This window comes from Pseudomonas quercus (genome assembly GCF_012033695.1).
Lineage (GTDB): Bacteria > Pseudomonadota > Gammaproteobacteria > Pseudomonadales > Pseudomonadaceae > Aquipseudomonas > Aquipseudomonas quercus.
This window is the reverse complement of the sequence record NZ_JAAVJI010000004.1, coordinates 1-22,179: the sequence shown is the minus strand read 5'-3', so window position 1 is coordinate 22,179 and position 22,179 is coordinate 1. Positions and strand designations below refer to the sequence as shown.

Below are 22,179 nucleotides of genomic sequence, written 5' to 3'. Positions count from 1 at the left end.
ATGTTTGACGCGCGTCAGCGGCGTTCGACCGGTGTCGTGATCTGCAGCGACAGGGTCCCCTTGTGGGAGCCCAGGCGCGCCTTGAACGCGGGTACGCCATTGGCGCGCATGATGAGTTCTTCCGGCAGCTCTACAGGGATCACGTCCCCAGGCTGCATGTGCAGAATGTCGCGCAGCTTGAGCTGACGACGGGCAACAGTGGCCGAAAGCGGCACAGACACGTCCAGCACGTCCTCGCGCAGCGCCTTGATCCAGCGCTCGTCCTGGTCGTCCAGGTCCGATTGGAAGCCGGCGTCGAGCATTTCTCGCATGGGCTCGACCATTGAATAAGGCATGGCCACGTGCAGGTCACCGCCACCGCCGTCCATTTCCACATGGAAGGTGGACACCACCACGGCCTCGCTCGGGCCCACGATATTGGCCATGGCAGGGTTCACTTCGGACTGTATGAACTCGAAGTTCACCTCCATGATCGCGTGCCAGGCTTCCTTAAGGTCAATGAAGCATTGGTCCAGCACCATGCGCACGACGCGAAGCTCGGTGGGGGTAAACTCCCGGCCCTCGATCTTGGCATGGCGCCCGTCACCGCCGAAGAAGTTGTCGACCAGCTTGAACACCAGGCGCGCGTCGAGGATGAACAAGGCCGTCCCACGCAAGGGTTTTATCTTGACCAGGTTAAGGCTGGTAGGCACGTACAGGGAGTGGATGTACTCCCCGAATTTCATCACCTGCACACCGCCTACCGCCACGTCTGCCGAACGGCGCAACAGGTTGAACATGCTGACGCGGGTGTAGCGGGCAAACCGCTCGTTGATCATTTCCAGGGTGGGCATACGCCCGCGCACGATGCGGTCCTGGGTGGTGAGGTCATACGTTTTGACACTGCCCGGTTCGACCAGGGTTTCGGTCTGTACCAGGCCATCGTCCACGCCATGCAACAGCGCGTCGATCTCGTCCTGTGACAACAGGTCCTGCATGGCCATGAGGGCTTCCTATTGCAATACGAAATTGGTGAACAGCAGTTGGTCCACCACCAGTTTGCCAACCTCTTTCTGCGCCACTTCCTGAACGCTGGCCGTTGCTTTCTGCCGCAGCATCTCGATCCCGATAGGGCTGGCCAATGTGCCGAAATCCTGACCCGACAACAGCATAACCAGATTATTGCGAATCACCGGCAGGTGCTCTTTCAGGGCATCCAGGCCGGCCTGGTCATGGGTCAGCAACGTGATGCTGACCTGAAGATAGCGCTGTTTTCCGTCCTGGTTCAGGTTCACCACAAAGGCCGGCGACAATGACTCATAGATCGCAACGGGCTTGGCAGCGGCTGCGCCAGCAGCATCAGGTGCTTTCTCATCCTTGCTGTTCTGGGACTTGTGCATGAAGTACCAGGTTCCGCCTACGGAACCCCCAACTGCCAGCAACAACGCGATCACGATGATCAGGATCAGTTTGAGCTTGCCCTTCTTTTTCTCGGGGGCCGCGCCTGCATCTTCGTCTTTCTTAGCCATGCCAATATTCCGTCGCAATAGAGGGTTACAACTGCTCTGGCCGTTGATTCAGCAAGTGTTATGCCATGTCCGCTTACATACTCAAGCGATATACACCGCCTTGCCTGTGCACGGCGCGTGCAAGGTGCAGGCCCGTTTCGCCAGAGTGCTTGCCATGCCCGCCTTGCAGACCCCCGATATGAACGAACTGCTGGACCTGAGCCACCGGTGGTTCATCGATTACCCTGACCTCAGCCGTGCGGCAGAAACCGAAGCTGGCCGCTTGCTGCGCCTTCATCAGCTCCCTGCCCTGGATGTTCACAAGGTGTACTGGCACCGGTTTGACAATGCCCAGTCCAGCCACCTCAGCTTCTCCGGCTGGGCCCACAACGGCCCTCCTGTTGAAAGCCTTACCTTGCCACAGCTGATACTGCGCCGGTTTGCCGCCAGCGACCAGGACAGCCTCGATGACTTGAACGTAATGAGTGGGTTCTACAGTGTGGGCCCGCAGGAAGATCGCTACGATCACGGCCACGAGGTATGGCTACTGCCCAGCCGTGTCAGCCAGGATTTCTGGCACGCCAACTTTGCTGACCAGTACCAGCGCCAGCTGAGCCATTTCTGGGCCACTCGGTTGCACGATTTCGTGATTCTGGGGCGTGCCAGCGCATTGGTTGCCATTGGAAATGCAAGGCGCCTGGGGCTGATTGGCGAGGGCGAGCAAGCCACCCTGCTCAATGCCTTCGCTAATGGGCTGGGCAGTGAATACACCTTGTCTACTCTTGGCCAGCAACGCCACCCCGCGCCAGGCATTCACCTACACAGGCTTGGGATATTGGATGCCAAAGCACGTGATGTACTTTGGGTGCAAACCCCAAACGGCCAACATTTCCTGTACCTGCCTAACGATGGCCGGTGCCTCTATGCATTCGATACGGCGGGGGCGCTGGAGCAGTGGATGGCCTACCAAGCCAGTACTGTGGAAGGACAATCGCGCCTGCTGAGCCACTTCGACCCAAGTGACCCACGCGCCAAAGACGCTGTGCTTGCACTAGGCGCAGGTCGACTGTCACCAGGCTGGTTGCGTGGCGATGTATTGCCTGCCCACCTCGACCCGTTCGCGTGGCTGGGGGAACAGGCCGCGCTGGAGATGCACCAGCATGCCGACGTGGCCCTCACCACCAACGACAGGTTGCGCAAGGACCTGGCCATTGCCTTTTTATCTACGTTGGCACGCTTGGGTGCCAACCTCGCCCCAGTCGGATGGCCCATAGCCTTAGGCACCGTGATCAGTGCTACCGTGGCCATGGGCCTGGATATCGATAAGGCTGTCCATGCCCGCTCAGCCGCTGAGCGGGATGCTGCCATTGGCGCAGCGGTCAGTGAAGGGCTGACAGCCCTGTTCACCTTGCCTTTCCTGGCCAGTGGCGAGGTCACAGATTGGCCGTGGGAGATCCAGGAAGAAAAAGCAGCAGAGGCGCTGCCCACTCCCCCTTCCCTACCGGCGTCGCCAGTCTCAGCCACACCACTCAATAGCATCGGCATGGTCGAACAGCTTGACTGGGAGGGGGTGTTCGCAGTGGAAGAAGCCCAGCGGGGGCAAGCGCCTACAAAGATATTGAACTGCGGGCTAACGCCTACACGGCGGTTCGAGCGCTTGCCCGCCATGGTTAGCAGGCCTGCCCGGCAGGTGTTCGGCAGCGCTGAGGGCGCGCTTGCCTATGCCCAGGCCAATATCGATGGGCCTTTTCATCTGTTCCGAATACAGGCACAAGGCCTGCGGGTTGCGTCGCTGCGTGCCAACCTTCGGCTCAACCGCGCCAATACACTGGCATCCCTTGGGCAACTGGACAGGCCCATTGCTTCAGAAGAGCTTCAGACGCTAGCCGAGGGGGCGTGGCTCGAACATGAATGCCATGTGGCTATGGACGGTTTGACACCTGCGCGCCTGCGCTTGCTTTCACCTATTTCCTCCCAAGCGCCTGATCTACCCACCTCACGGGTTTTGCGTGGCGTACAACAGCAACCCATGAGCGCTGGCGTGTTGACGAGTTGCCTGATAGAAGTTGAAGACAGCCTGCGCGTAGTGCGTTTCGATCCCTTCAGCGACAGCTGGCGGACCTTGGGGGGCACAGCCTTCCGCTACAATGCCGGCACCCGCAAATTTGACCTGTTCGACCCGGCCGCCGCGGCGGAGCCCCAGGCACGTGACATTGAAGCGGCTACGGCCGAGCTTGGCATTCCGGCCACCTACCCCTGGGAAATTCCGCCTATACCCACGGAGGGGAAGCTGCCGATTCCCCGCGTGGTGCACAGTGTGTGGCTGGGCGGGCGCTTGCCGCGCCGCCTGGCAGACAACCTGATTCAGAGTGCTATCCGCGCTGGGCGGGGCCGACAGCCCTTCGAATATCGGCTGTATGTGCATATAAACGACCCCGTCGATCACAGCCTGACCCTGGCAGACTTGGCCAGTGCGCCCTCAAACTTCAAGGTGCAATCACTGGACGCCACCGATTTCTGGCCGGCTTTCCAGCAAAGCCCGTATTACGAGCAGTTCCTGGCGGCCACAGAAGGTTCAGGCATCAACTACGCCAGTGCCACAGATGTGTTGCGCTACCGCTTGCTGAACCACTATGGCGGCGTGTACATGGATGTGGACGACATGATTTATGACAGCACATTAAGCAATGACGGTTTTTCCGATCAGGATTGGACAATCGCCCCGGGTCGCCTGATGCTCAATGACTTGGTCAGCGAGCCCCGGCTGGGCCTGCTGTGCGGGTTCAATAACAGCAACTTTGCCAGCCTGGCGCAGAACCCGCTGCTCGACGCTATTTCCGAAGAAAGCTACACCCGCTTTCTGGCCAATCAGGACTTGTATTTTCAACGACCCTATCAGGGCTCGGACAGCAAAGAGGCGGTGCTAGCCTATGCCCGGCGTATCAATCACGTCACAGGGCCCGGCGTGTTCAACGACGTAATGACCGCCCGGCTGCCGGATGTGCGCCAGTTCCGCGCCATTGCCCGTATCACTACCGAACTCTATATCCCGCCTCGCTACAGGTTTAGCCTGCACCGCGAAATGCGTCGGAGCACGCCGTACTATTGCCCACTGGCGTGGCGTATAAAGATCGGGTCCACGGCCAGTTGGTTGCATACGCGGTAAGTGCGGCCCAGGGCAGCACGGCTGCCCTGGGCCTTTGAGAGGGGTTAGCACAGCTAGCATGCCGAGTTCACCCAACCAGCTGCAACCAGTTTAGATACAGTGAAAACGTGCGCACTTCATTCCTTATGATTGTGGCCACCTAAGCCTCGCAAGGTTGAAGATGCGGAATTTGCTGAGGAAATAGAAAGCATCGCTGCACCCTGAAAATTCTCAGGATTCAGAGAAAGGTTCCTGCTGCCTGTTGATCTTTCGCTAATTTTATTCGCCGAGAATCTGCCAGAGGTGACATGTGAATTAACAAGCCATTGACTGAAAGTTGTCAAACTAGAATTTCGAGTATGATGCAGTACTTTTCAAGAAAACAAGGAGTTATAAGGTCAAGGATTTTAATGTTTGCTCGAAGCGCTCAAACTTACGGTCATCATGCAGAATGACTAATCGGAGTCCATCTATAATTGGGGCAGGCAGATCAGGATTGAGCGATTTATACGAGTTAAAATACATATACCAATGTAGCATAATATTTTTCCCACTAGGAGCTCTATCATGCTTGAGATATCGACCATCACTCCTGGATTTACCGTAAGCACCATAATAAATTCCCCTCAGCCCAAAGAAGCTCGTAAACTTATAGCAATTATATCTGTCGACAACTCCACGAGAACCCCAAAAAGCATGCTAGTAGACATGCCATTAAAAGATGCGTATAGATTCGACGCAAATAATAAATTAATTCCTTCTGCCGCTAGAGTTCAGTTAAAAGCTTTGGGCCTGAACAAGAAAGGGCGAGCACAACTTGAGATAACGCCACCCGCAACAAACCCTAATTCTTCGGAATTGGACCGTTGGGGAAAACCTTCCATAACTTTTAAAGAGGCGCATAAAGGTAATTACTTCTTAAATACTCAAGAAGACCAAACTCGCTACGTGGGAAACGTATGGCTATTAAAATACGAAAAAGCCCCACCAACGCTAGCTATAGAAATTCCGGAGCTTCGAGAAAACAGTTCTGAAAACGAAAACACATCTGCTACGGAACAATCAGGATATAAAACTTTAAAAGACTCAGCCTATAAAACGCGACAGTATAAATCTACATCACTCGAACGTATAGCAACCCGCATGCAGACGAGGTGGGATAGCATAGCATCTTATTTTTCTAAGCCCGATACAGCATTCGATAAGCTGAAAGTACCTCAACACGTTATGGAAACACTGGGGCTGGGTGAGAGCTCAAATGCCAAAGAAGGAACTTCAGGGAATGCTTCGAATCACTCACCACGAAATAGCTTGACCTCTGATCATAGCAATGGATTAAAACCTTCAAATTCACCAGAAACACTTGGAAATTCAAGTGTTTCACAGAAAATCTCAACTCAGCATCTACCATCGAAGGTAATTTTCATAAAAGCAAAAGGCTATTTGGCAGCTGCTGACGGTCAAAAGAGACCTGCCAATAACGCGGGCAATATATTCCAGTACACAGACAACAAAAATATTCAGCCAGGACAGATTCGTAGGCCGAGTGAAACATCAGATACCGGCCAACTAGTGGATGAAAGCAATTATGTGAAATTTCCTGCCCTGGAACCAGATTTTGAAACTCATGAAACACGCCCGTATTTTTTGGCTTCCAGTCAGAAAAATGGGGTTCCGACAAGTTCAGCATCTTACCTTGGAGAAGCGCGGAACCCACGTTTTTTAAACAACTCCCTAGCATTTAAAGAAGACACCAGGCCTACTTCATCTGAAGAATCCCGGACACCCCCGGCAGCACACTCAACCAGAAAAACGGAAGCACGCACACAAGCATTTTATAACCCCACAAACAACCCCAATAACCCACTAAAATTATTCGCTTCTAGCGGATTGAAGTAGACGTTCAGCGCCATGCTCACATGTCACGAGGCTACAACCGGCCAAGCCGGTATAACCTCGTGACCTAAGCTCAAGCGTAATAATCCACCAAGCTGCTGCCCACCACGTGTTGGGTGGCAGCAGCTTCAGCCAAGGCCGACACCTCGCCACCTTCAACCCCACCGTCTACCTGACCAGCACGGCTACCCGTACCCTGGCTAGCGTGTGCTTGCGCCTGTTGATGTTGCTGTTGCTGCCGCGACTGGTCGGACACGTTTACGTCCACCTGGGTAAGGCCCTGTTGGGTCAGCATGTCTCGCAGGCGGCCCTGCTGGCTTTCCAAAGCATCGCGCACGCCCAGATGGGCACTATGGAACGTGACTTGAGTGGTCTGGTCCGCCGTGACGTCAATGCGGATGTCCAAGCGGCCCAGTTCCAGGGGATGAAGTTGTATATCAGCGGATTTCAGGTTTTGGCTGGACAAGTACATCACGCGGTTCACCACGCCTTCGCTCCAGCCGCTCTGATGCATGTTCAGCGGCGTGGCCGGTGGCGTTGCGACGGCCGAAGCCGTTTTCCCTGTTACCGCTTGGGTAAGTGAATCCAGCCGGCCATTGAGGTCGGTTACACGGGTGCCGCTACCGTCCCCGCCAGCGCCCTTCACCTCGCCTATGGCGCCTAACCCGTCGCTGTCTTCCGACACCTTGGCACCGTCCGCTGTTTTCTGGTCAAGCAACCCGCTCATGGTCTGGGCAAACGCATCGGCGGGGGCTGGGTCGTTGGGCACCGAGGCCGCCGGTGCGTCTGTTTGGGCATGTACCGACGTAGTGCCTTGAGCCTTGGCATTCTGTTCCAGCGCCATTCTCACCATGGGCAGGTCGGCCAGCGCGTCGGCATGGGGGTTAAACGTATCCGTGGGCGGTGTAACGGGTACCGCGGCACTCTGCAGTTGTGCGGGATCTATGGCCAGCGGAGGCACTTGAGCCGGGTCTGCAACGGGCGGTACGGGTGCAGGCGGTGCGGCAGTGGGGTCCAAGACAGGAAGCGGCACGCCGGTGCTGTCGGCCACTGTCACCTCAGCCTTTATGTCGTCTGTGGCTTTGACAGGCTCGTCCTGGTCATCGTCTACAGCATCCACAGCCTGGTCGTCTGCATCTGCTTTGGCCTGTTTATCAGCCTGGGCCGCTTTGCCTGCTTTATCTGAGCGGTCTGGTTTATTGACAGGCGACGATTTATTGTCAGCCGCAACCGCCGGTTTATCGTCTTTGTGCGAAACAGCGGCCGTTGGCTTTTTGTCGTTCGCTGCCAGGTGCTGGCTTACGCGCGCGGTGCTGCTGATACTGGCCTTCGACGCTACAGGTACAGACTTGTGTGCCTGAGCATAAGCCTCCGCAAAGCTGAAACCCCCGTCCTTTGTGCTATCAGCGACGTTGGAAAGCGCATTCAATGCGGTGGTTTTGCCGGTGCTGGACGGAGCAGCGGATGGCCCGGTTTGCAGCAGTGGGTTTGAAGCGATAGCCATGACGACGACCCCGCGCGTGGGTAGGTGGACGGTATACATGGCTTAAAGCAAAAGGCGGGCCAGCTTGTGGCTCAATGCGCCTCGGTTGCCAGAACGGCAAGAAAGGCGGCACGAACTTGCATGAATTCGCTGTGAATCTGCTCACGCAAGGCACTGACCTCTGCTTGCGGAGCGGCGAGCGGCAGCTGTTCCAGGTCGCAGCACAGCCGGGCCAGGGCCGTGGCGCCCATGTTGCTGCTGCTGCCTTTGAAACTGTGGGCGCTGTCGCGCAGCGCTTTGGGGTCTTGCGCTTCAAGCAAGCGCGTGAGGCGCGCTTGGGAGTCTTCAAGGTAGGTGGTTACCAGCATCGGGTAATCCTCCCCCATGATGTCGCGCAATGCAGCCAATACAGCCAGATCCAGATGACTCAGGGTCACGTCCTCCTCCTTGAACGCGACCGATTATGCATCAGCGCCCCAGGCAAATTCCACGCGTGCGCTACGCCCGTCGTCGGACCAGCTCACACCGTGGCTAAGCGCCTTGACCAGCTTCATGCCACGGCCAGAGTAAGCCACCCCTTCGTTGACCCGCGCCAGGGTGCTGGCGACATCGAACCCCGCGCCACTGTCCTCAACCGTAATCACCAATCGCCCCCCGCTACGCTCCTCTGGCTGCACGGTAAGGCCCACTTTCACGTAGCCCTCTTCAAGCTGCCGCAGGCGCTCTTCACGCCATTGATAATATTGAGCAAACCCTGCGGCATCGCGTTTGAGGCTGGAGTCTAACGCCAGCACACCATGCTCGAGGGCGTTGGAGTAGAGTTCGGTCAATACGGTGTACAGGTCTCCGCTCTGTGCCTTGAGCCCCTGCACTTCCTGTAGCAGCTGCAATAGAAAGGGCAACGGGTTGTAGCGCTTAAGGGTTTGTGCACGAAACTCGAAGTTTACTGACCAGTCCGTGGGCGTAGGCTGGCCCCGGTCCAGTGCCAGTGCAACTGGCGGCAGGCTGGCGGTGTCCACCACCTTGACCTGCACCATGCTGACATCGTCACGGCTTTCGCCATGGAACCCTTGCAGCGCTTCCCGAATGTCCTCGAACAGCCGATCACGGTCCTGGTTGCGGTCCAGTACGGCTTCCAGGCGCTCTACCCCAAACAAGGTCTCGTCATGGTTGGTGGTTTCGATCACGCCGTCGGACAGCAAAAAGATACGGTCGCCTTCTTCTATGGAATAAAACTGCGTGGTGGGTTCAAAGCGCTCTGGCGAAAGAATGCCCAGCGGCAGCGCCCGCGAAGGTAGAGGGAGGCGCTCACCATTCTGACGCAGCAGGTAACCGTCCGGCATGCCCCCATTCCACACTTCCACCACCCGCCGGTTCACACTGACGCTGATCAGCGCCGCGCAACAGAACATGTCGGGCGGCAGAATGCGTTTCAGCTTGGCGTTCATTTCACGCAGGGTTTCGGCCAACCCATAGCCTTTGGCCGTCATCCCGTAGAACACATCGGCCAGTGGCATGGCGCCTACCGCTGCCGGCAGCCCGTGGCCTGTGAAATCGCCCAACAAAATATGCAGGTCGCCCCCAGGCGCAGATGTGGCTAGCAACAAATCACCGTTGAAGAGGGCATAGGGTGACTGCAGGTAACGAATGTTGTGAGCGCCCAGGCAGCCTGAATGCGCTACCTGGTCGAACACCGCTTTGGCAACTCGTTGCTCATTGAGCAGATGCCCATGGTGGCGCGCTAACTCATCACGCTGCTTGAGCACCGTAGCCTGCAAGCGCCGCATGCGCTCCATGGCGTGGATCTTTGCCGCCAGGATGATCTGGTTATAGGGTTTGGGTAGAAAATCGTCGCCCCCCGCCTCCAGGCAGCGCACCAAGGCCTCGTCCTCCGACATGGACGTAAGGAAGATCACAGGCACTAGCGCTTCGCCTGCAAGGGTTTTGATACGGCGCGCTGCTTCAAAACCATCCATCACCGGCATCATCACATCCAGCAGCACAATGTGCGGCCGCATCTGCTCGAATACCTTGACGGCTTCCTCGCCATTGCCCGCCTGAAGCACGTGGTGGCCTTGCCGCCGAACGATACTGGACAGCAGCATGCGGTCGGTCATGTTGTCATCGGCAATCAATACCGAAATCGACGGGCTGTGGCTGTGGCCAAGCATCAGATATCAAACAGTTGTGTGAAGTTGGAGATGGCCAATATCTTGCGCACATCGGAGCTGGCGTTATGCAGCCGGATCTTGGCGTTGTCGCCCCCCGCATAGTCACGCAACAGCAACAGCATCCCCAAGGCCGAGCTGTCCAGGTAGGTCGTTTTACCTAAATCAATAACAAACCCATCAGCTGGGCGTGGCTGCTTTTCATAGGCATCGCGGAAAGCCTGATGGCAGGCAAAATCGAATCGGCCATCAATATGGATGGTCAACTTCCGTCCATCCTCGGACGGTAATGCAGTAACAGCTGACATAAGTCGGTCCTTCTTTTAATGCGAAAAGGTCAAAAGGGATATCAAGCGCCAACCAAGCCTGTTGCGTCCGGCAAGAGGCGCCTCAATACGCATCAGACCGCGGCAACCGCTGGGAAAGTTCATCGAGCAAACGCTGTTCACGTTTGTCTTCAAGGGTTCTTGCTTCAGTCATGTAACGCATTACCAACTTGCGTAGCCCCTCCACCCGTGCGTACGCCTTTTGCCAGGCATCACGCGCGTTGTTGAGGTTATTCTGGTGCCACGCCAAGCTCTTGCGCTGCTGCGCTACGGCAGTTTCCAATTGATTGAGAAAGCGTTGGTAGTTCATCAACCACTGGCCAGACACCCCTTGGGTGCCGTTGGTGATCCATTGCTGCTGATAGCTGAGGCGAAACTGTTCGAGTTCCTGCAGTTTGGCCTCAGCCAGGCGCACTTGACCTTGGAAGTGGCCAAGCCGTTGTACAGCGGTGCGCTCGGCTTTCTCGGCCATCTCCACCACGGGCGCCAGGCGGGCTGCGCGACTGTTAGCCATGGCTTATCAACCTGGCGCCATGGGGCGGAAAACGGTAGCCAGGCGCTCACTGCTGGCCTTTAGGCTCTCGTTGTCATGCAGCCCCTGGCGCAAGTAGTGCACCAGTTGAGGGTGCAGGTTGATGGCCAGGTCCGTCTCCCGATCACCGCCGGGCACATAGGCGCCTACGCTGATCAGGTCTCGGCTCTGCTGATAGCGAGACCAGAGCTGCTTGAATTGCTGTGCCTGTATCATGTGCTGCGGTGTAACCACTGACGGCATGACCCGGCTGATAGACGCTTCGATATCGATAGCCGGGTAATGACCTTCTTCGGCAAGGCGCCGGGACAGCACAATATGGCCGTCTAGCACCCCCCTGGCAGAGTCCGCGATAGGGTCTTGCTGATCGTCGCCTTCGGACAGCACGGTATAAAACGCCGTGATAGAACCACCACCCGCTTCGGCGTTGCCAGCCCGCTCTACCAACTTGGGTAATTTAGCAAACACCGAAGGTGGATAACCCTTTGTGGCAGGCGGCTCGCCGATGGCCAAGGCAATTTCACGCTGGGCCTGAGCATAGCGCGTGAGCGAGTCCATGAGCAGCAGAACATTCTTGCCCTTGTCCCTGAAGTATTCAGCAATGCGCGTGCAGTACATGGCCGCGCGCAGGCGCATCAGCGGCGCTTCGTCGGCAGGGGCAGCCACTACGACCGAACGCTTCAGGCCCTCGGGCCCCAGGATATGCTCGATGAATTCCTTTACTTCCCGCCCGCGCTCGCCAATCAGGCCCACCACGATGATTTCCGCTTCAGTGAAGCGGGTCATCATGCCTAGCAGTACGCTCTTGCCCACCCCGGTACCGGCGAACAGGCCTAGCCGCTGACCACGCCCTACCGTCAACAAGCCGTTGATAGAGCGAATGCCCACGTCCAGTGGCTGGCTGATGGGGTCACGGTTAAGGGGGTTGATGGTAGGGCCATCCAGCGGCACCCAATCTTCAGCCCGCATACGCCCCTTGCCGTCCAGGGCCCGCCCGGCCCCGTCAAGGATGCGGCCCAGCATGCTCATACCCATGGGTAGCCGGCCGGTATCCGCGAGCGGCACCACCCGTGCACCTGGGGCGATACCCGCTGCACTGCCTACAGGCATCAGAAACACCTTGCTGCCTGAAAACCCCATCACTTCTGCTTCCACCTGAGACGCATGGTAGCTGTCGTCATTGATGACCATGCAGCGCGTACCCATGGCGGCGCGCAGCCCCTCTGCTTCCAGGGTAAGGCCCACCATACGGATCAAACGCCCCTCCACTACCGCCTGGCGCGGCAAATCCACCGCAGGGGCATAGGTGCTTAAACGGCGGGCGAAGCTTGTGCGATCAAGTTGCATCGCTGGTCTCCAGCGTCAAATGCAAGTCAGCCTCGGCTGGGTGCATGCCTTGTTCGTGCAACTGGTCGAACAGCAAGGCCAGGGCTTGGGTAATACGGGTTTCCACCGTACCGTCAATGCGGCTGTGCTCACTTTCCACACGGCAACCGCCAGGCATCAGGGCAGGGTCTTCCAGGATTTTCCAGTGCTCTTCATGGCGCTCCCGCAGGGCCTTGATCTGCTCGAAGTCCTGGGGGTTTACAAAGATGCGGATGTTGTTAGCGCCCATCGGCAGCAGCTTCAAGGCCTCCTGAATCACGCGCTCGATTTGCGTAGACTCGAGTTTCAGCTCTCGCTGGATCACCTCTCGTGCAATATGGCTCACCAGCTCTACCAGCGAACGCTCGATCTGGGTGTCCTGCTCGGCAATGGGCGCCATCAGGCTTTGCATCAAGGTTTCAAGCGTTGCCAGGCGTGCGGCAAGTGCAACCTCTGCCTCCTGCCGCACCTTGAGTTGGGTGGCGTGAAAGCCGTCCCGTTCACCCGCCGAGAAACCTTCGTTGTAGGCCTCCTGGCGGATCGCTTCGACTTCTTCAAGCGTCAGGGGCTGAACCTCTTCAAGAGGTACTTCCTCACTTTCAACGAGGCTTTCGGGCTCTGGCTCAGGTTCCGGCACGTGCGGGTCGAAACTGGGGAGCCGCCACACATCCACACCAATCAGGTCCCTGGCACGGATAAGCTCGCTGGCAGGTTCTTTGTTCGATTGGCTCATTTACATTTCCCGGCAAAATGATCGCAGCGTGTTAATCCGCGTTAGCGCACAGTAGCATGTGCGCGGTGCGATCCATGAACGCAAGCGGATGTTTACACCTATCAGAGGCGGGTCGACCGGCATGGCACGGTCGACGGCGCACCCCTACAGGTCAGATCATTTCCTCGCCGCCTTTCCCGCCCAATACGATTTCCCCTGCCTCGGCCATTCGACGTGCAATGGTGAGGATTTCTTTCTGCGCCGTTTCTACATCGCTAACGCGCACTGGCCCTTTGGAATCCAGGTCGTCACGCAGCAGTTCGGAAGCACGTTTGGACATGTTCTTGAAAATCTTTTCTTTGATGCCGTCGTCTGCGCCTTTGAGGGCGACCACGAGCACTTCGGAAGACACTTCGCGCAACAGGGCCTGGATGCCACGGTCGTCCACATCCTTGAGGTTGTTGAACACAAACATCAGGTCTTCGATCTGCACCGACAGCTCCGTGTCGATCTCGCGAATCGAATCCATGAGCTGCCCTTCCACCGAGCTGTCGAGGAAGTTCATGATGTCGGCCGCACGCTTGATACCACCCAGCGTAGTACGGGCAGTGGTGGAGTTGCCTGCGAACTGCTTTTCCAGAATGGTATTGAGCTCTTTCAAGGCAGCAGGTTGCACCGTGTTAAGGGATGACACCCTTAACACGATGTCCAACCGAACCTTGTGGTCGAAGTGCCCGAGCACTTCGCCGGCTTGGTCCGGGTCCAGATAGGCCACTACGATTGCCTGGATCTGCGGGTGCTCATAGCGGATCACGTCGGCAACAGCACGAGGCTCCATCCACTTGAGGCTGTCCAGGCCACTGGTGTTGCCGCCAAGCAGAATACGGTCGATCAGGCCATTGGCCTTGTCTTCGCCAAGTGCGGACGTGAGCATCTTGCGAATATAGCCATCCGAGCCTACGCCCAGGCTGGTCTGGTCTCCCACAGCCGATACAAACTCGGTCATCACCTCTTCGACCTGCTCGCGGTGTACGTTGCGCATCTGCGCCATGGCGACGCCCACACGCTGGACCTCTTTAGGGCCCATATGGCGCAACACCTGCGCGGCATCGTTTTCACCCAGCGACAGAAGCAGGATGGCGGCCTTGTCGACCTTGCTCAGCTTAGGTGCAGTCAGTTGGCTACTCATCTGCGTTGATCCACTCTTTCACGACCTGCGCGACACGGCCCGGGTCTTCGGCCACAAGACTTTTGATTGCATTCAACTGGGCGTCATACCCTTCGGTTGGGCTCGGCAGCATGATGCTGCTTGGCCCACCCAGGCTGACCCGATCATCGGCCAGCTCCCCGCTCATACCTGTAAAGCTGCTGCCGCTGCCGGCGATACCACCGCCGCCACCTAGCCCGCCGTCACCCTCTACTGCCAACTGTTTGGATTTGCTGCCGCCTGTAATGTTGTTGAGCACCGGGCGCAGCACGCCAAACACCAGCAGCAAAATGAAGACAACACCCAAGCCCTGCTTGACCACGTCCCAGAACCAGGGTTGCTGGTAGAACGAGGGCTCCGCAATCACTTCGCCACGGTCAGGGCTGAACGGTGCGTTGATGACCGTTACGCTGTCACCCCGGCTGGCATCGAAGCCTACTGCGTCCTGAACCAACCGTTGCAAGCGCGACAACTCGTCAGCCGTCCACGGCGTGTGGGTGATTTCGCCATTGGCCGCGTTGAGTTTCGCCTGGTCATCCACTACGACAGCTACCGACAAGCGGGTCAAACGCCCTTGTTGCTGGCGGGTATGGCTGATGGAACGGTCTAGCTCAAAGTTACGCGTAGACTGCTGACGCTTATCCGCCGGGTAAGGGGCCAGCATGGGCTGCCCAGTGGCCGGGTCCATGATCTGTTGGCCGTTGGCGTCCAGCAACGGTTGGCCTGGCTGGATAGCCTGAGGCGCGCCCGCCGCTGCACCACCACGGGTAGTCTGCGGTGCACTGGCTGGGCTCGGTGGCTGATTGCTCAAGGCGCCCGGTACGCCGCCATTGCTGCTGCCGCTTGAACGCTGCTCGGTAACAGACTGCTCACTGCGCAGCGCGGGCTGGTCAGGGTTGAACTGTTCGGAGGTAGACTCCACAGCACTGAAGTCCACCATAGCCGACACTTCAGCCTTGAACCGGTCGTTGCCGATCACTGGCTGCAAGATGCTCTGCACGCGTTGGGTCAGCATGCTTTCCATACGGCGCGTGTAGTCGAACTGCTTGCCGGCCATGCTCAGCTCGGAGTTCTCGCCCAGGTCGGACAACAGCGTGCCCTTCTGGTCCACAACCGTCACGCCATTGCGGTCCATTTCAGGCACGCTCGTGGCCACCAGGTTGACGATCGCCATCACCTGACCTGGGTCAAGGGTGCGGCCGCCATACATTTCTACCAGTACCGACGCCGTTGGCTTGCGTTCGTCACGAACGAATACGGAGCTTTTCGGGATGGCCAAGTGAACGCGTGCACCTTTCACCCCATTGAGGGCAGAAATGGTCCGCGCCAGTTCACCTTCCAAGCCTTGGCGATAGCGAGCTGCTTCCATGAATTGGCTGGTGCCAAGCCCATGGTCTTTGTCCAGAATTTCATAGCCCGTGTTGCCATCGCCCTGCACAACACCTGCTGAGGCCAGCTTGAGGCGGGCACGGCCAATGTCATCGGCCTTGACCAACAAGGCACCTGAATTCGGTTCGACGGTGTAAGGAATGTCTGCTGCCGCCAACGTATCGGTGACCTGTTTAGCGTCCATTCCCGACAAACTGGTCAGCAATGGGCGGTAGTCTGGCTGCTGCGACCACAGCACTACAGCGAAGCCAATGGCCACGCTTGCTGCCAGCCCCACCAGCAGGCCGACCTGCCGCAGCACGGGCATCTTGGAGATATTTTCCAGGAAGGCCATGCCAGGCACGGCCTTGCCGCCCACTGCCACACCGGCCTTCGCTGGTACATTATCTGTCGTTGCTTCCGCCATGACCTAATCTGCCCTCAAACCGGCATTTGCATGATGTCTTGGTAGGCCTGAACCAGTTTGTTGCGCACCTGGGTCATGGCCTGGAAAGACACGCTCGCTTTCTGGGAAGAAATCATTACATCCGTCAGGTCCACACCGCTTTTGCCGATTTCGAAGGCATTGGCCAATTGGCTGGCGGCTTGCTGGGTATCGTTCACCTTACCGACGGCATTGCCCAGCAGGTCAGCGAAGCTGCTGCCGGAGGTTGCCGACACGGCCTGTGCTGCGGCGGCCTTGGACGTACCCATGGCCTCCATCTGCATGGAACGCATGTCCATCATCAAGCGATTGAATTCAACACCTTGGCTCATGGGCTGCTCTCCGGAACCTGCAAAAAATTGACGCTGAAACCGTCAGTTATCGTAGAGGTAGCAAGAGCGATGCCAACGGCCGTGGCGCACGTCAACTTGATCGACATGAGCCTGATAAATGTGTGCAGGTGTGTGTTGTTTGAACAACCCCCAAGCCAGAGGTTCGCTCAATAGAGGGCAACTGCTGAACGGCAGTTGTTTGGAAGCCGTGCGGGCGTGGGGGTCATTCGCCCGCTGGCGCGGGCTCCTACAGGTGGCACGCCGAAACGTGCCTTGTGGTCGCGGCCACTAGGCCGCGAACGGAAGCAGGTTACTCGTCCCCCGCCTCATCCCCATCACGGCAGCTCATACCGTACTAAGGGTCATTCACCCGCTGGCGCAGGCGCCTACAGGTGGCACGCCGAAACGTGCCTTGTGGTCGCGGCTGCCGGGCCGCGAACGGAAGCAGGTTACTCGCCCGCCGCCTCGTCCTTGTCATGGCGGCTCATACCGTACTAAAGGTCATTCGCCCGCTGGCGCAGGCTCCTACAGGGGGCACGCCGAAATGCGCTTTGTGGTCGCGGCTGCCAGGCCGCGAACGGAAGCAGGTTACTCGCCCGCCGCCTCGTCCTTGTCATGGCGGCTCATACCGTACTAAAGGTCATTCGCCCGCTGGCGCAGGCGCCTACAGGTGGCACGCCAAAACGTGCCTTGTAGGAGCGGCTGCCAGGCCGCGAACGGAAGCAGGTTACTCGCCCGCCGCCTCGTCCTTGTCATGGCGGCTCATACCGTACTAAAGGTCATTCGCCCGCTGGCGCAGGCGCCTACAGGGGGCACGCCGAAACGTGCCTTGTAGGAGCGGCCACCAGGCCGCGAACAGGAGCCGGCTACTTGTCCCCCTCCTCATCCCCATCACGGCAGCTCATACCGTACTAAGGGTCATTCGCCCGCTGGCGCGGGCGCCTACAGGTGGCACGCCGGAACGTGCCTTGTAGGAGCGGCTGCCAGGCCGCGAACGGAAGCAGGTTACTCGTCTCCCGCCTCGTCCCCGTCACGGCGACTCATGCCGTACTTGCGCATTTTTTCCACCAGCGTAGTGCGGCGAATGCGCAGGCGTTCGGCGGCACGGGCCACAATGCCATTGGCGTCATCGAGCGCCTGCTGAATCAGCCCCTGCTCCAATCCGCCCAGATAGTCCTTAAGGTCCAGGCCTTCAGGCGGCAGCAAGGCACTGGAGGTGAAGTCCGGCGCATGGCCATTGATCGCTACGCGCTCTTCCAGGTCGCTGCGCAGGCTGTCCACCAGTTGCTCGTCTTCGTCGTCCACATAGCGGAATTTCTTTGGCAGCTCCGCCACGCCTATTACCCCGTAGGGGTGCATGATGGCCATGCGCTCTACCAGGTTGGCCAGTTCCCGTACGTTACCCGGCCACGCATGGCGGCAAAGCGACATGATGGCGGCCGAGTTGAACCGGATAGAGCCGCGCTTTTCATGCTCCATGCGCGAGATCAACTCGTTCATCAGCAATGGAATGTCTTCCACTCGCTCACGCAACGGTGCCATTTCGATGGGGAATACATTGAGCCGGTAGTACAGGTCTTCCCGGAAGCTGCCGATTTCGATCATGCTTTCGAGGTTTTTATGGGTGGCGGCAATGATACGAACATCGATGCTCTGGGTCTTGTTGCTGCCCACGCGCTCGAAGGTGCGCTCCTGCAGTACCCGCAGCAGCTTCACCTGCATAGGCAAGGGCATGTCGCCGATTTCGTCAAGGAACAGCGTGCCGCCGTTAGCCAGTTCAAAACGGCCCGCCCGGCTGGTAATAGCGCCTGTAAACGCGCCTTTTTCATGGCCGAACAATTCGCTTTCCAGCAGCTCAGCAGGAATGGCGCCGCAATTGACAGGCACAAAAGGCGCATCGCGGCGCTTTGAGTGATAGTGCAGGTTGCGCGCAACCACTTCCTTGCCGGTACCTGACTCACCAAGAATCAGCACACTGGCGTCCGTATCGGCCACCTGCTGCATCATCTGGCGAACATGTTGAATGGCACGGCTGGTGCCGACCAGGCTACGGAACAGGTTAGGCTCGCGCTGCCGACCGCGATCGCGGGCCTGGTCGTACATTTCCCGGTACACCTGGGCCCTGTGCAGGGAGTCGAGCAGCTTGCTGTAGCTGGGCGGCATTTCCAATGTGGAGAGCACGCGACGCCGCTGGTCATCGGGCAGGTCCAGATGAGAGCTGTCACCGAGCAGCAGCACGGGCAGGAATTCATCCCAGCCAGCGATCGTTTTAAGAAGCCCCGGCAGGTTGGCGGGCGCATTGAGCGTTCCAACCAGCACGCACAGCACTTCTCGGCTGGCTGCCAGGCCCTCGACAACTCGTTGCCAGTCCCCACTGCCACAGGGAAGGTTATCTTCACCGAGGAAGCTCAGGATCACCGCCATGTCGCGGCGGCGAGCGCTATCGTCATCAATCAGCAGAATTTTCGTTTCACGCCACATGCAATAGCAACTTCCCTAGTCAATCCAATGCCCGCTACGGCGCCTGTCACAATGACTTGCCACCTCAGGGCGATATCCGTGAGACGCCGGAACCTGATAACCAGGCACTAGTAAAGTCAAAAACACAGGCACAGTCAAATTTATGGCGCATCTAAATTGGAAAAGTTTTCACATCACAGTATGAACTTTTTCAAAGGCGCCGACGCAGGCGCCTTGCTCAGGCTTTACGCAGCAGGCTTCAGGTAAAGAGGTGATACACCTTGCTGGCGGTATGGCCTTGGCGAACCTGCTTGAGTTCTTCCACTACGGCTTGGCGCTCACCACGGCTGGCGTCTACCAGTTGGTGATACAGCCTTAACAGCGACTCCAAGCTATGGCGCAAGATGGCGGGGTCCACGGTTACGCTGTCCAGCAGCCCATCGAGGCAGGCACGAATCTGCTGGTCCAGTGTGCCGATGGCGGCCCAGTCTTTTACCGCCAGTGCTTCGGTAAGGGCCGCACGGGTATACTCGATGCGTTCAAGGGCACTCATGGTCGAGTCCTCGCGATTATTCCTGAGCAACATGGCCAATGGCATCCCAACCAGCCTTGACGGTGATCATCAGGCGAGCAACCTCGTCGACGATGTTCGGATCGTTCTTACGGTTAGCCTGAATCAGTTGCTTCATCATGTACGCGTACAGTTGGTCCAGCTTGGCAATGCCTTTCTTGTCGTCGGTCTTCTCAGGGTCAAGCCCCTCACGAAGGCCGCCGATGATCTCGATGGCTTTGCCCAGCATCACACCCTTCTCAGCCACCTGATTGCGAGCCATGGCCCCTTTGGCCTGGGCCAGGCGGTCCAGCACGCCTTCCATCAGCATCTGCACCAGGCGATGTGGGCTGGCCTCGGACGCTTGCGCATGGGAGTTCACTTTCTGGTATTGGCGAAGCGCCTTCATCGGATGCATTGCGGTAAGCCTCTAAGGGTCAGGGCGAAAGTTTGCGGGACCAACAAGTCCCCATGCTCAGTTTATCGACATGAGGCCGGCGAACTTTAGTGGGTCGCCAGAATGAAAAAGCCCGGCAACCTGCAACAGTTACCGGGCAAAAGAAACAAATGAGCAGGGTTAATCGCTGTTGGACTTGGTCATGGCTTCCAAGGTCTTGAGCACACTGCTACTGGTAGCATTGAGCTGCGCGACCAAGGTGTCCATGGCCGTGTACTTGGCTGTTAGAACAGCCGTGAGCGAGTCGGTCCGTCGATCCAGGGTGGCCTGCTGGTCATCCAGGTCACTCAACTTGGCGTTGAGGGACTTCTGCCGGGTTTCCAGCACGCCGCCGGTCTGGGTATAGCCGTCAAGAATCCCGCTCATGCGCGTGAGCAGGCCATCTTTGCCCGTAAACAGGTTGGCAACGTTCCCGTACTGGGTGGTCATTGCCTTGTTCCACTTGGTGTCATCCAGGGACAGCAGCCCTGTGGTGGAGTTGGTACCCACGCCCAGCTGGGAAAGCACACTCAAGGAGCCGCTAGAGGTACTGACGCTCGTCAAGGCACCATGGATCTCCGCCACCAGCTTGCGCACCATAGGGTCACCGGTCAACGGCCCGCTGGTGGTAGCCGCCGACGTACTGGTGCTGGAAGTAGCACCCGTGGCGGTCACCTTGGTCTGGTTGTTCACCACCGTCATCATGGTGTTGTAGGCGTCCACGAAGGTCTGGACGGATTTTTTCAACGTGTCGCTGTCGGACGCTACCGAGATCGTGGCGCCTGCGTTGCCTGTAATGCCCTTGAGTGTCAGGCTAAGGCCGCTAACAGCTGAATTGATCTGGTTGCTGCTGCTGGTCATCTCCAAGCCGTCGATGCTGTAGCTCGCATCCACAGGCCGATCCGTGATGTAACCTGCGCTGCTCGTATTCGTGGGATCGAGCTTGCCTGTGCCATCGATGGTCAGCTCTGGAATACCACTGGTAGAAATATCCGAGCCTGCCCCCGTGGTGGTCGAAGTCAGTACCAAACGCGACCCTTTGGCATCTGTCACGATGTTGGCGCTGATGCCGCTGGACGAGAGGGAAGAGTTGATTGAGTCCCGCACGCTGCTTAGCGTCGCCCCGGAGCCCACGTCGACTGAATAATTCTTGCCGCCTTGGCTAATTGCCAAGGTGCCAGAACTGATGGCAGTCGTTGCCCCGCTTGTGAACAGCTGGCTCGCTACCTTAGATGCCGTAGCAATCTTGTTAACCACCACCGTATAGCTGCCGGTGGACGCCGTGTTGTCAGAGGTCACCTTAACCGCGCTTTCCAGCGACGACGTCGAGGTGAGGCCCATAAAGGTGTTGGTGTTGTTCAGCGCAGCCGCGGCCGTCTGGAAGGCTGCCAGGGCGCTTTTCAAGCTGCCGATACCGGACAGCGTGGTATTGGTCGCGGACTCGGCTTTGGTGATCTGGGTCTGCTTGGGGCTAGTGGATGCTTTTACCAAGGCGCTGACAATCGCCGAGGTATCGATACCAGAGCCGACACCACTGACGGTAATACCGCCACTGGAGCTGACAGACGTGCTGGATGTAGTCATTCGTGCTCTCCTGTAGGCTAGGCCGCCGACATTCCGGCGGCCTGCCTTTCTTCACCGGAACATTACAAATTCCGTGCCCGAATCAAGCCTGCTCGTCGAACAGCAGGCTGTGGGGATCCTTCAAGCGTTGCGCCATCTTCAGCGCTTCCTCGGACGGCAGCTGGCGAATGACTTCACCGCTAGTGGTCGCCACGATTTTCACAACAACGTCGCCCGTGGTCTCGTCGATAGAGAAATCAAGGTTGCGCTGATTGGAATCGACAAACGCTTGGATATCCTTCACCGCCTGCTCGACCTGATCACGCTCAACCTTGCCGGTGGCCGCCACATGGCCGCTTGCCTTTTTATCGGCGGCGGTCATTGTGGTATCCCCAGGGGTTGGCGCAGCCGCAGGTTTTGCTATGTCAAGCGTCGGTTTTACTGCACTGACACTCATGTCCATAACCATTACCTCAGGGTTAAAACAACGAAAGGGCACGCATCGCGCACCCCCTCGTCATTGGCCATCAACCGTTATTACTGAAGCAGTTTCAGTACAGACGACGGGATCTGGTTAGCCTGGGACAGGATCGCGGTGGAAGCCTGTTGCAGGGTTTGCTGCTTGGTCAGCTCAGCGGTTTCAGCGGCGAAGTCCACGTCCTGGATGGTAGAGCGAGAAGCCGTGGCGTTTTCGATGATGTTGC

General features: G+C 57.9%; 20 protein-coding genes. 2 read left to right on the top strand and 18 right to left on the bottom strand.

The window, feature by feature from the left end:
• Positions 1-14 precede the first annotated feature (14 nt).
• Both fliM and fliL read right to left on the bottom strand, forming a co-directional pair.
• Entirely contained in the window at positions 15-983 is a 969-nt protein-coding gene (gene fliM, locus HBH25_RS08830; protein WP_168083542.1) for a flagellar motor switch protein FliM, read from the bottom strand.
• Positions 984-992: 9 nt separating this feature from the next.
• Positions 993-1,508 (bottom strand): flagellar basal body-associated protein FliL, encoded by a 516-nt coding sequence (fliL, locus tag HBH25_RS08825; protein WP_168083540.1) that lies wholly within the window; start codon positions 1,506-1,508, stop codon positions 993-995.
• Positions 1,509-1,662: 154 nt separating this feature from the next.
• Between fliL and HBH25_RS08820 the strand changes: the two genes are divergently transcribed.
• Entirely contained in the window at positions 1,663-4,653 is a 2,991-nt protein-coding gene (locus HBH25_RS08820) for a dermonecrotic toxin domain-containing protein (RefSeq protein WP_168083539.1), read from the top strand.
• 546 nt (positions 4,654-5,199) lie between these two features.
• On the top strand, positions 5,200-6,531 hold the full coding sequence (locus tag HBH25_RS08815) for a hypothetical protein (RefSeq protein WP_168083537.1): 1,332 nt from the start codon (positions 5,200-5,202) through the stop codon (positions 6,529-6,531).
• A gap of 70 nt (positions 6,532-6,601) precedes the next feature.
• On the opposite strand, the gene HBH25_RS08810 is transcribed toward HBH25_RS08815, so the two are convergent.
• From HBH25_RS08810 to HBH25_RS08735, 16 genes are all read right to left on the bottom strand, one after another.
• Positions 6,602-8,032, bottom strand: coding sequence for a flagellar hook-length control protein FliK (locus HBH25_RS08810; protein ID WP_168083536.1), 1,431 nt, complete (start codon positions 8,030-8,032; stop codon positions 6,602-6,604).
• A 71-nt stretch (positions 8,033-8,103) separates the two neighbouring features.
• On the bottom strand, positions 8,104-8,448 hold the full coding sequence (locus tag HBH25_RS08805; RefSeq protein ID WP_168083535.1) for an Hpt domain-containing protein: 345 nt from the start codon (positions 8,446-8,448) through the stop codon (positions 8,104-8,106).
• A gap of 24 nt (positions 8,449-8,472) precedes the next feature.
• Positions 8,473-10,182: an ATP-binding SpoIIE family protein phosphatase gene (locus HBH25_RS08800; protein ID WP_168083533.1), complete on the bottom strand. Its 1,710-nt coding sequence runs from the start codon at positions 10,180-10,182 to the stop codon at positions 8,473-8,475.
• On the bottom strand, positions 10,182-10,487 hold the full coding sequence (locus HBH25_RS08795) for an STAS domain-containing protein (protein WP_168083531.1): 306 nt from the start codon (positions 10,485-10,487) through the stop codon (positions 10,182-10,184). The genes HBH25_RS08800 and HBH25_RS08795 overlap by 1 nt, the downstream gene beginning before the upstream one ends.
• A gap of 82 nt (positions 10,488-10,569) precedes the next feature.
• On the bottom strand, positions 10,570-11,019 hold the full coding sequence (gene fliJ / locus HBH25_RS08790) for a flagellar export protein FliJ (RefSeq protein WP_168083530.1): 450 nt from the start codon (positions 11,017-11,019) through the stop codon (positions 10,570-10,572).
• 6 nt (positions 11,020-11,025) lie between these two features.
• The gene (gene fliI / locus HBH25_RS08785) at positions 11,026-12,384 is read right to left on the bottom strand and encodes a flagellar protein export ATPase FliI (protein ID WP_168083529.1); all 1,359 of its coding nucleotides are present in this window, start codon (positions 12,382-12,384) and stop codon (positions 11,026-11,028) included.
• On the bottom strand, positions 12,374-13,135 hold the full coding sequence (gene fliH, locus HBH25_RS08780) for a flagellar assembly protein FliH (protein ID WP_168083528.1): 762 nt from the start codon (positions 13,133-13,135) through the stop codon (positions 12,374-12,376). Before fliH ends, fliI begins: the two co-directional genes overlap by 11 nt.
• A gap of 151 nt (positions 13,136-13,286) precedes the next feature.
• Positions 13,287-14,303, bottom strand: coding sequence for a flagellar motor switch protein FliG (gene fliG / locus HBH25_RS08775; protein WP_168083527.1), 1,017 nt, complete (start codon positions 14,301-14,303; stop codon positions 13,287-13,289).
• Entirely contained in the window at positions 14,296-16,116 is a 1,821-nt protein-coding gene (gene fliF / locus HBH25_RS08770) for a flagellar basal-body MS-ring/collar protein FliF (protein WP_168083526.1), read from the bottom strand. Before fliF ends, fliG begins: the two co-directional genes overlap by 8 nt.
• 14 nt (positions 16,117-16,130) lie before the next feature.
• Positions 16,131-16,466 carry a flagellar hook-basal body complex protein FliE gene (gene fliE, locus HBH25_RS08765; protein ID WP_168083525.1) on the bottom strand — a complete coding sequence of 112 codons (336 nt, stop codon included), beginning with the start codon at positions 16,464-16,466 and terminating at the stop codon, positions 16,131-16,133.
• A gap of 1,005 nt (positions 16,467-17,471) precedes the next feature.
• Complete coding sequence (locus HBH25_RS08760) at positions 17,472-18,947, bottom strand: sigma-54 dependent transcriptional regulator (RefSeq protein ID WP_168083524.1); 1,476 nt, start codon at positions 18,945-18,947, stop codon at positions 17,472-17,474.
• A 238-nt stretch (positions 18,948-19,185) separates the two neighbouring features.
• The gene (locus HBH25_RS08755) at positions 19,186-19,479 is read right to left on the bottom strand and encodes a flagellar protein FliT (RefSeq protein ID WP_168083523.1); all 294 of its coding nucleotides are present in this window, start codon (positions 19,477-19,479) and stop codon (positions 19,186-19,188) included.
• 16 nt (positions 19,480-19,495) lie between these two features.
• Positions 19,496-19,894 carry a flagellar export chaperone FliS gene (gene fliS / locus HBH25_RS08750; RefSeq protein WP_168083522.1) on the bottom strand — a complete coding sequence of 133 codons (399 nt, stop codon included), beginning with the start codon at positions 19,892-19,894 and terminating at the stop codon, positions 19,496-19,498.
• 159 nt (positions 19,895-20,053) lie between these two features.
• On the bottom strand, positions 20,054-21,496 hold the full coding sequence (fliD, locus tag HBH25_RS08745; protein WP_168083521.1) for a flagellar filament capping protein FliD: 1,443 nt from the start codon (positions 21,494-21,496) through the stop codon (positions 20,054-20,056).
• 82 nt (positions 21,497-21,578) lie between these two features.
• Positions 21,579-21,857: a flagellar protein FlaG gene (locus HBH25_RS08740; RefSeq protein WP_420708456.1), complete on the bottom strand. Its 279-nt coding sequence runs from the start codon at positions 21,855-21,857 to the stop codon at positions 21,579-21,581.
• A gap of 155 nt (positions 21,858-22,012) precedes the next feature.
• Positions 22,013-22,179: flagellin (locus HBH25_RS08735; RefSeq protein WP_281361133.1), on the bottom strand; the 167-nt coding region annotated here is incomplete at its 5' end.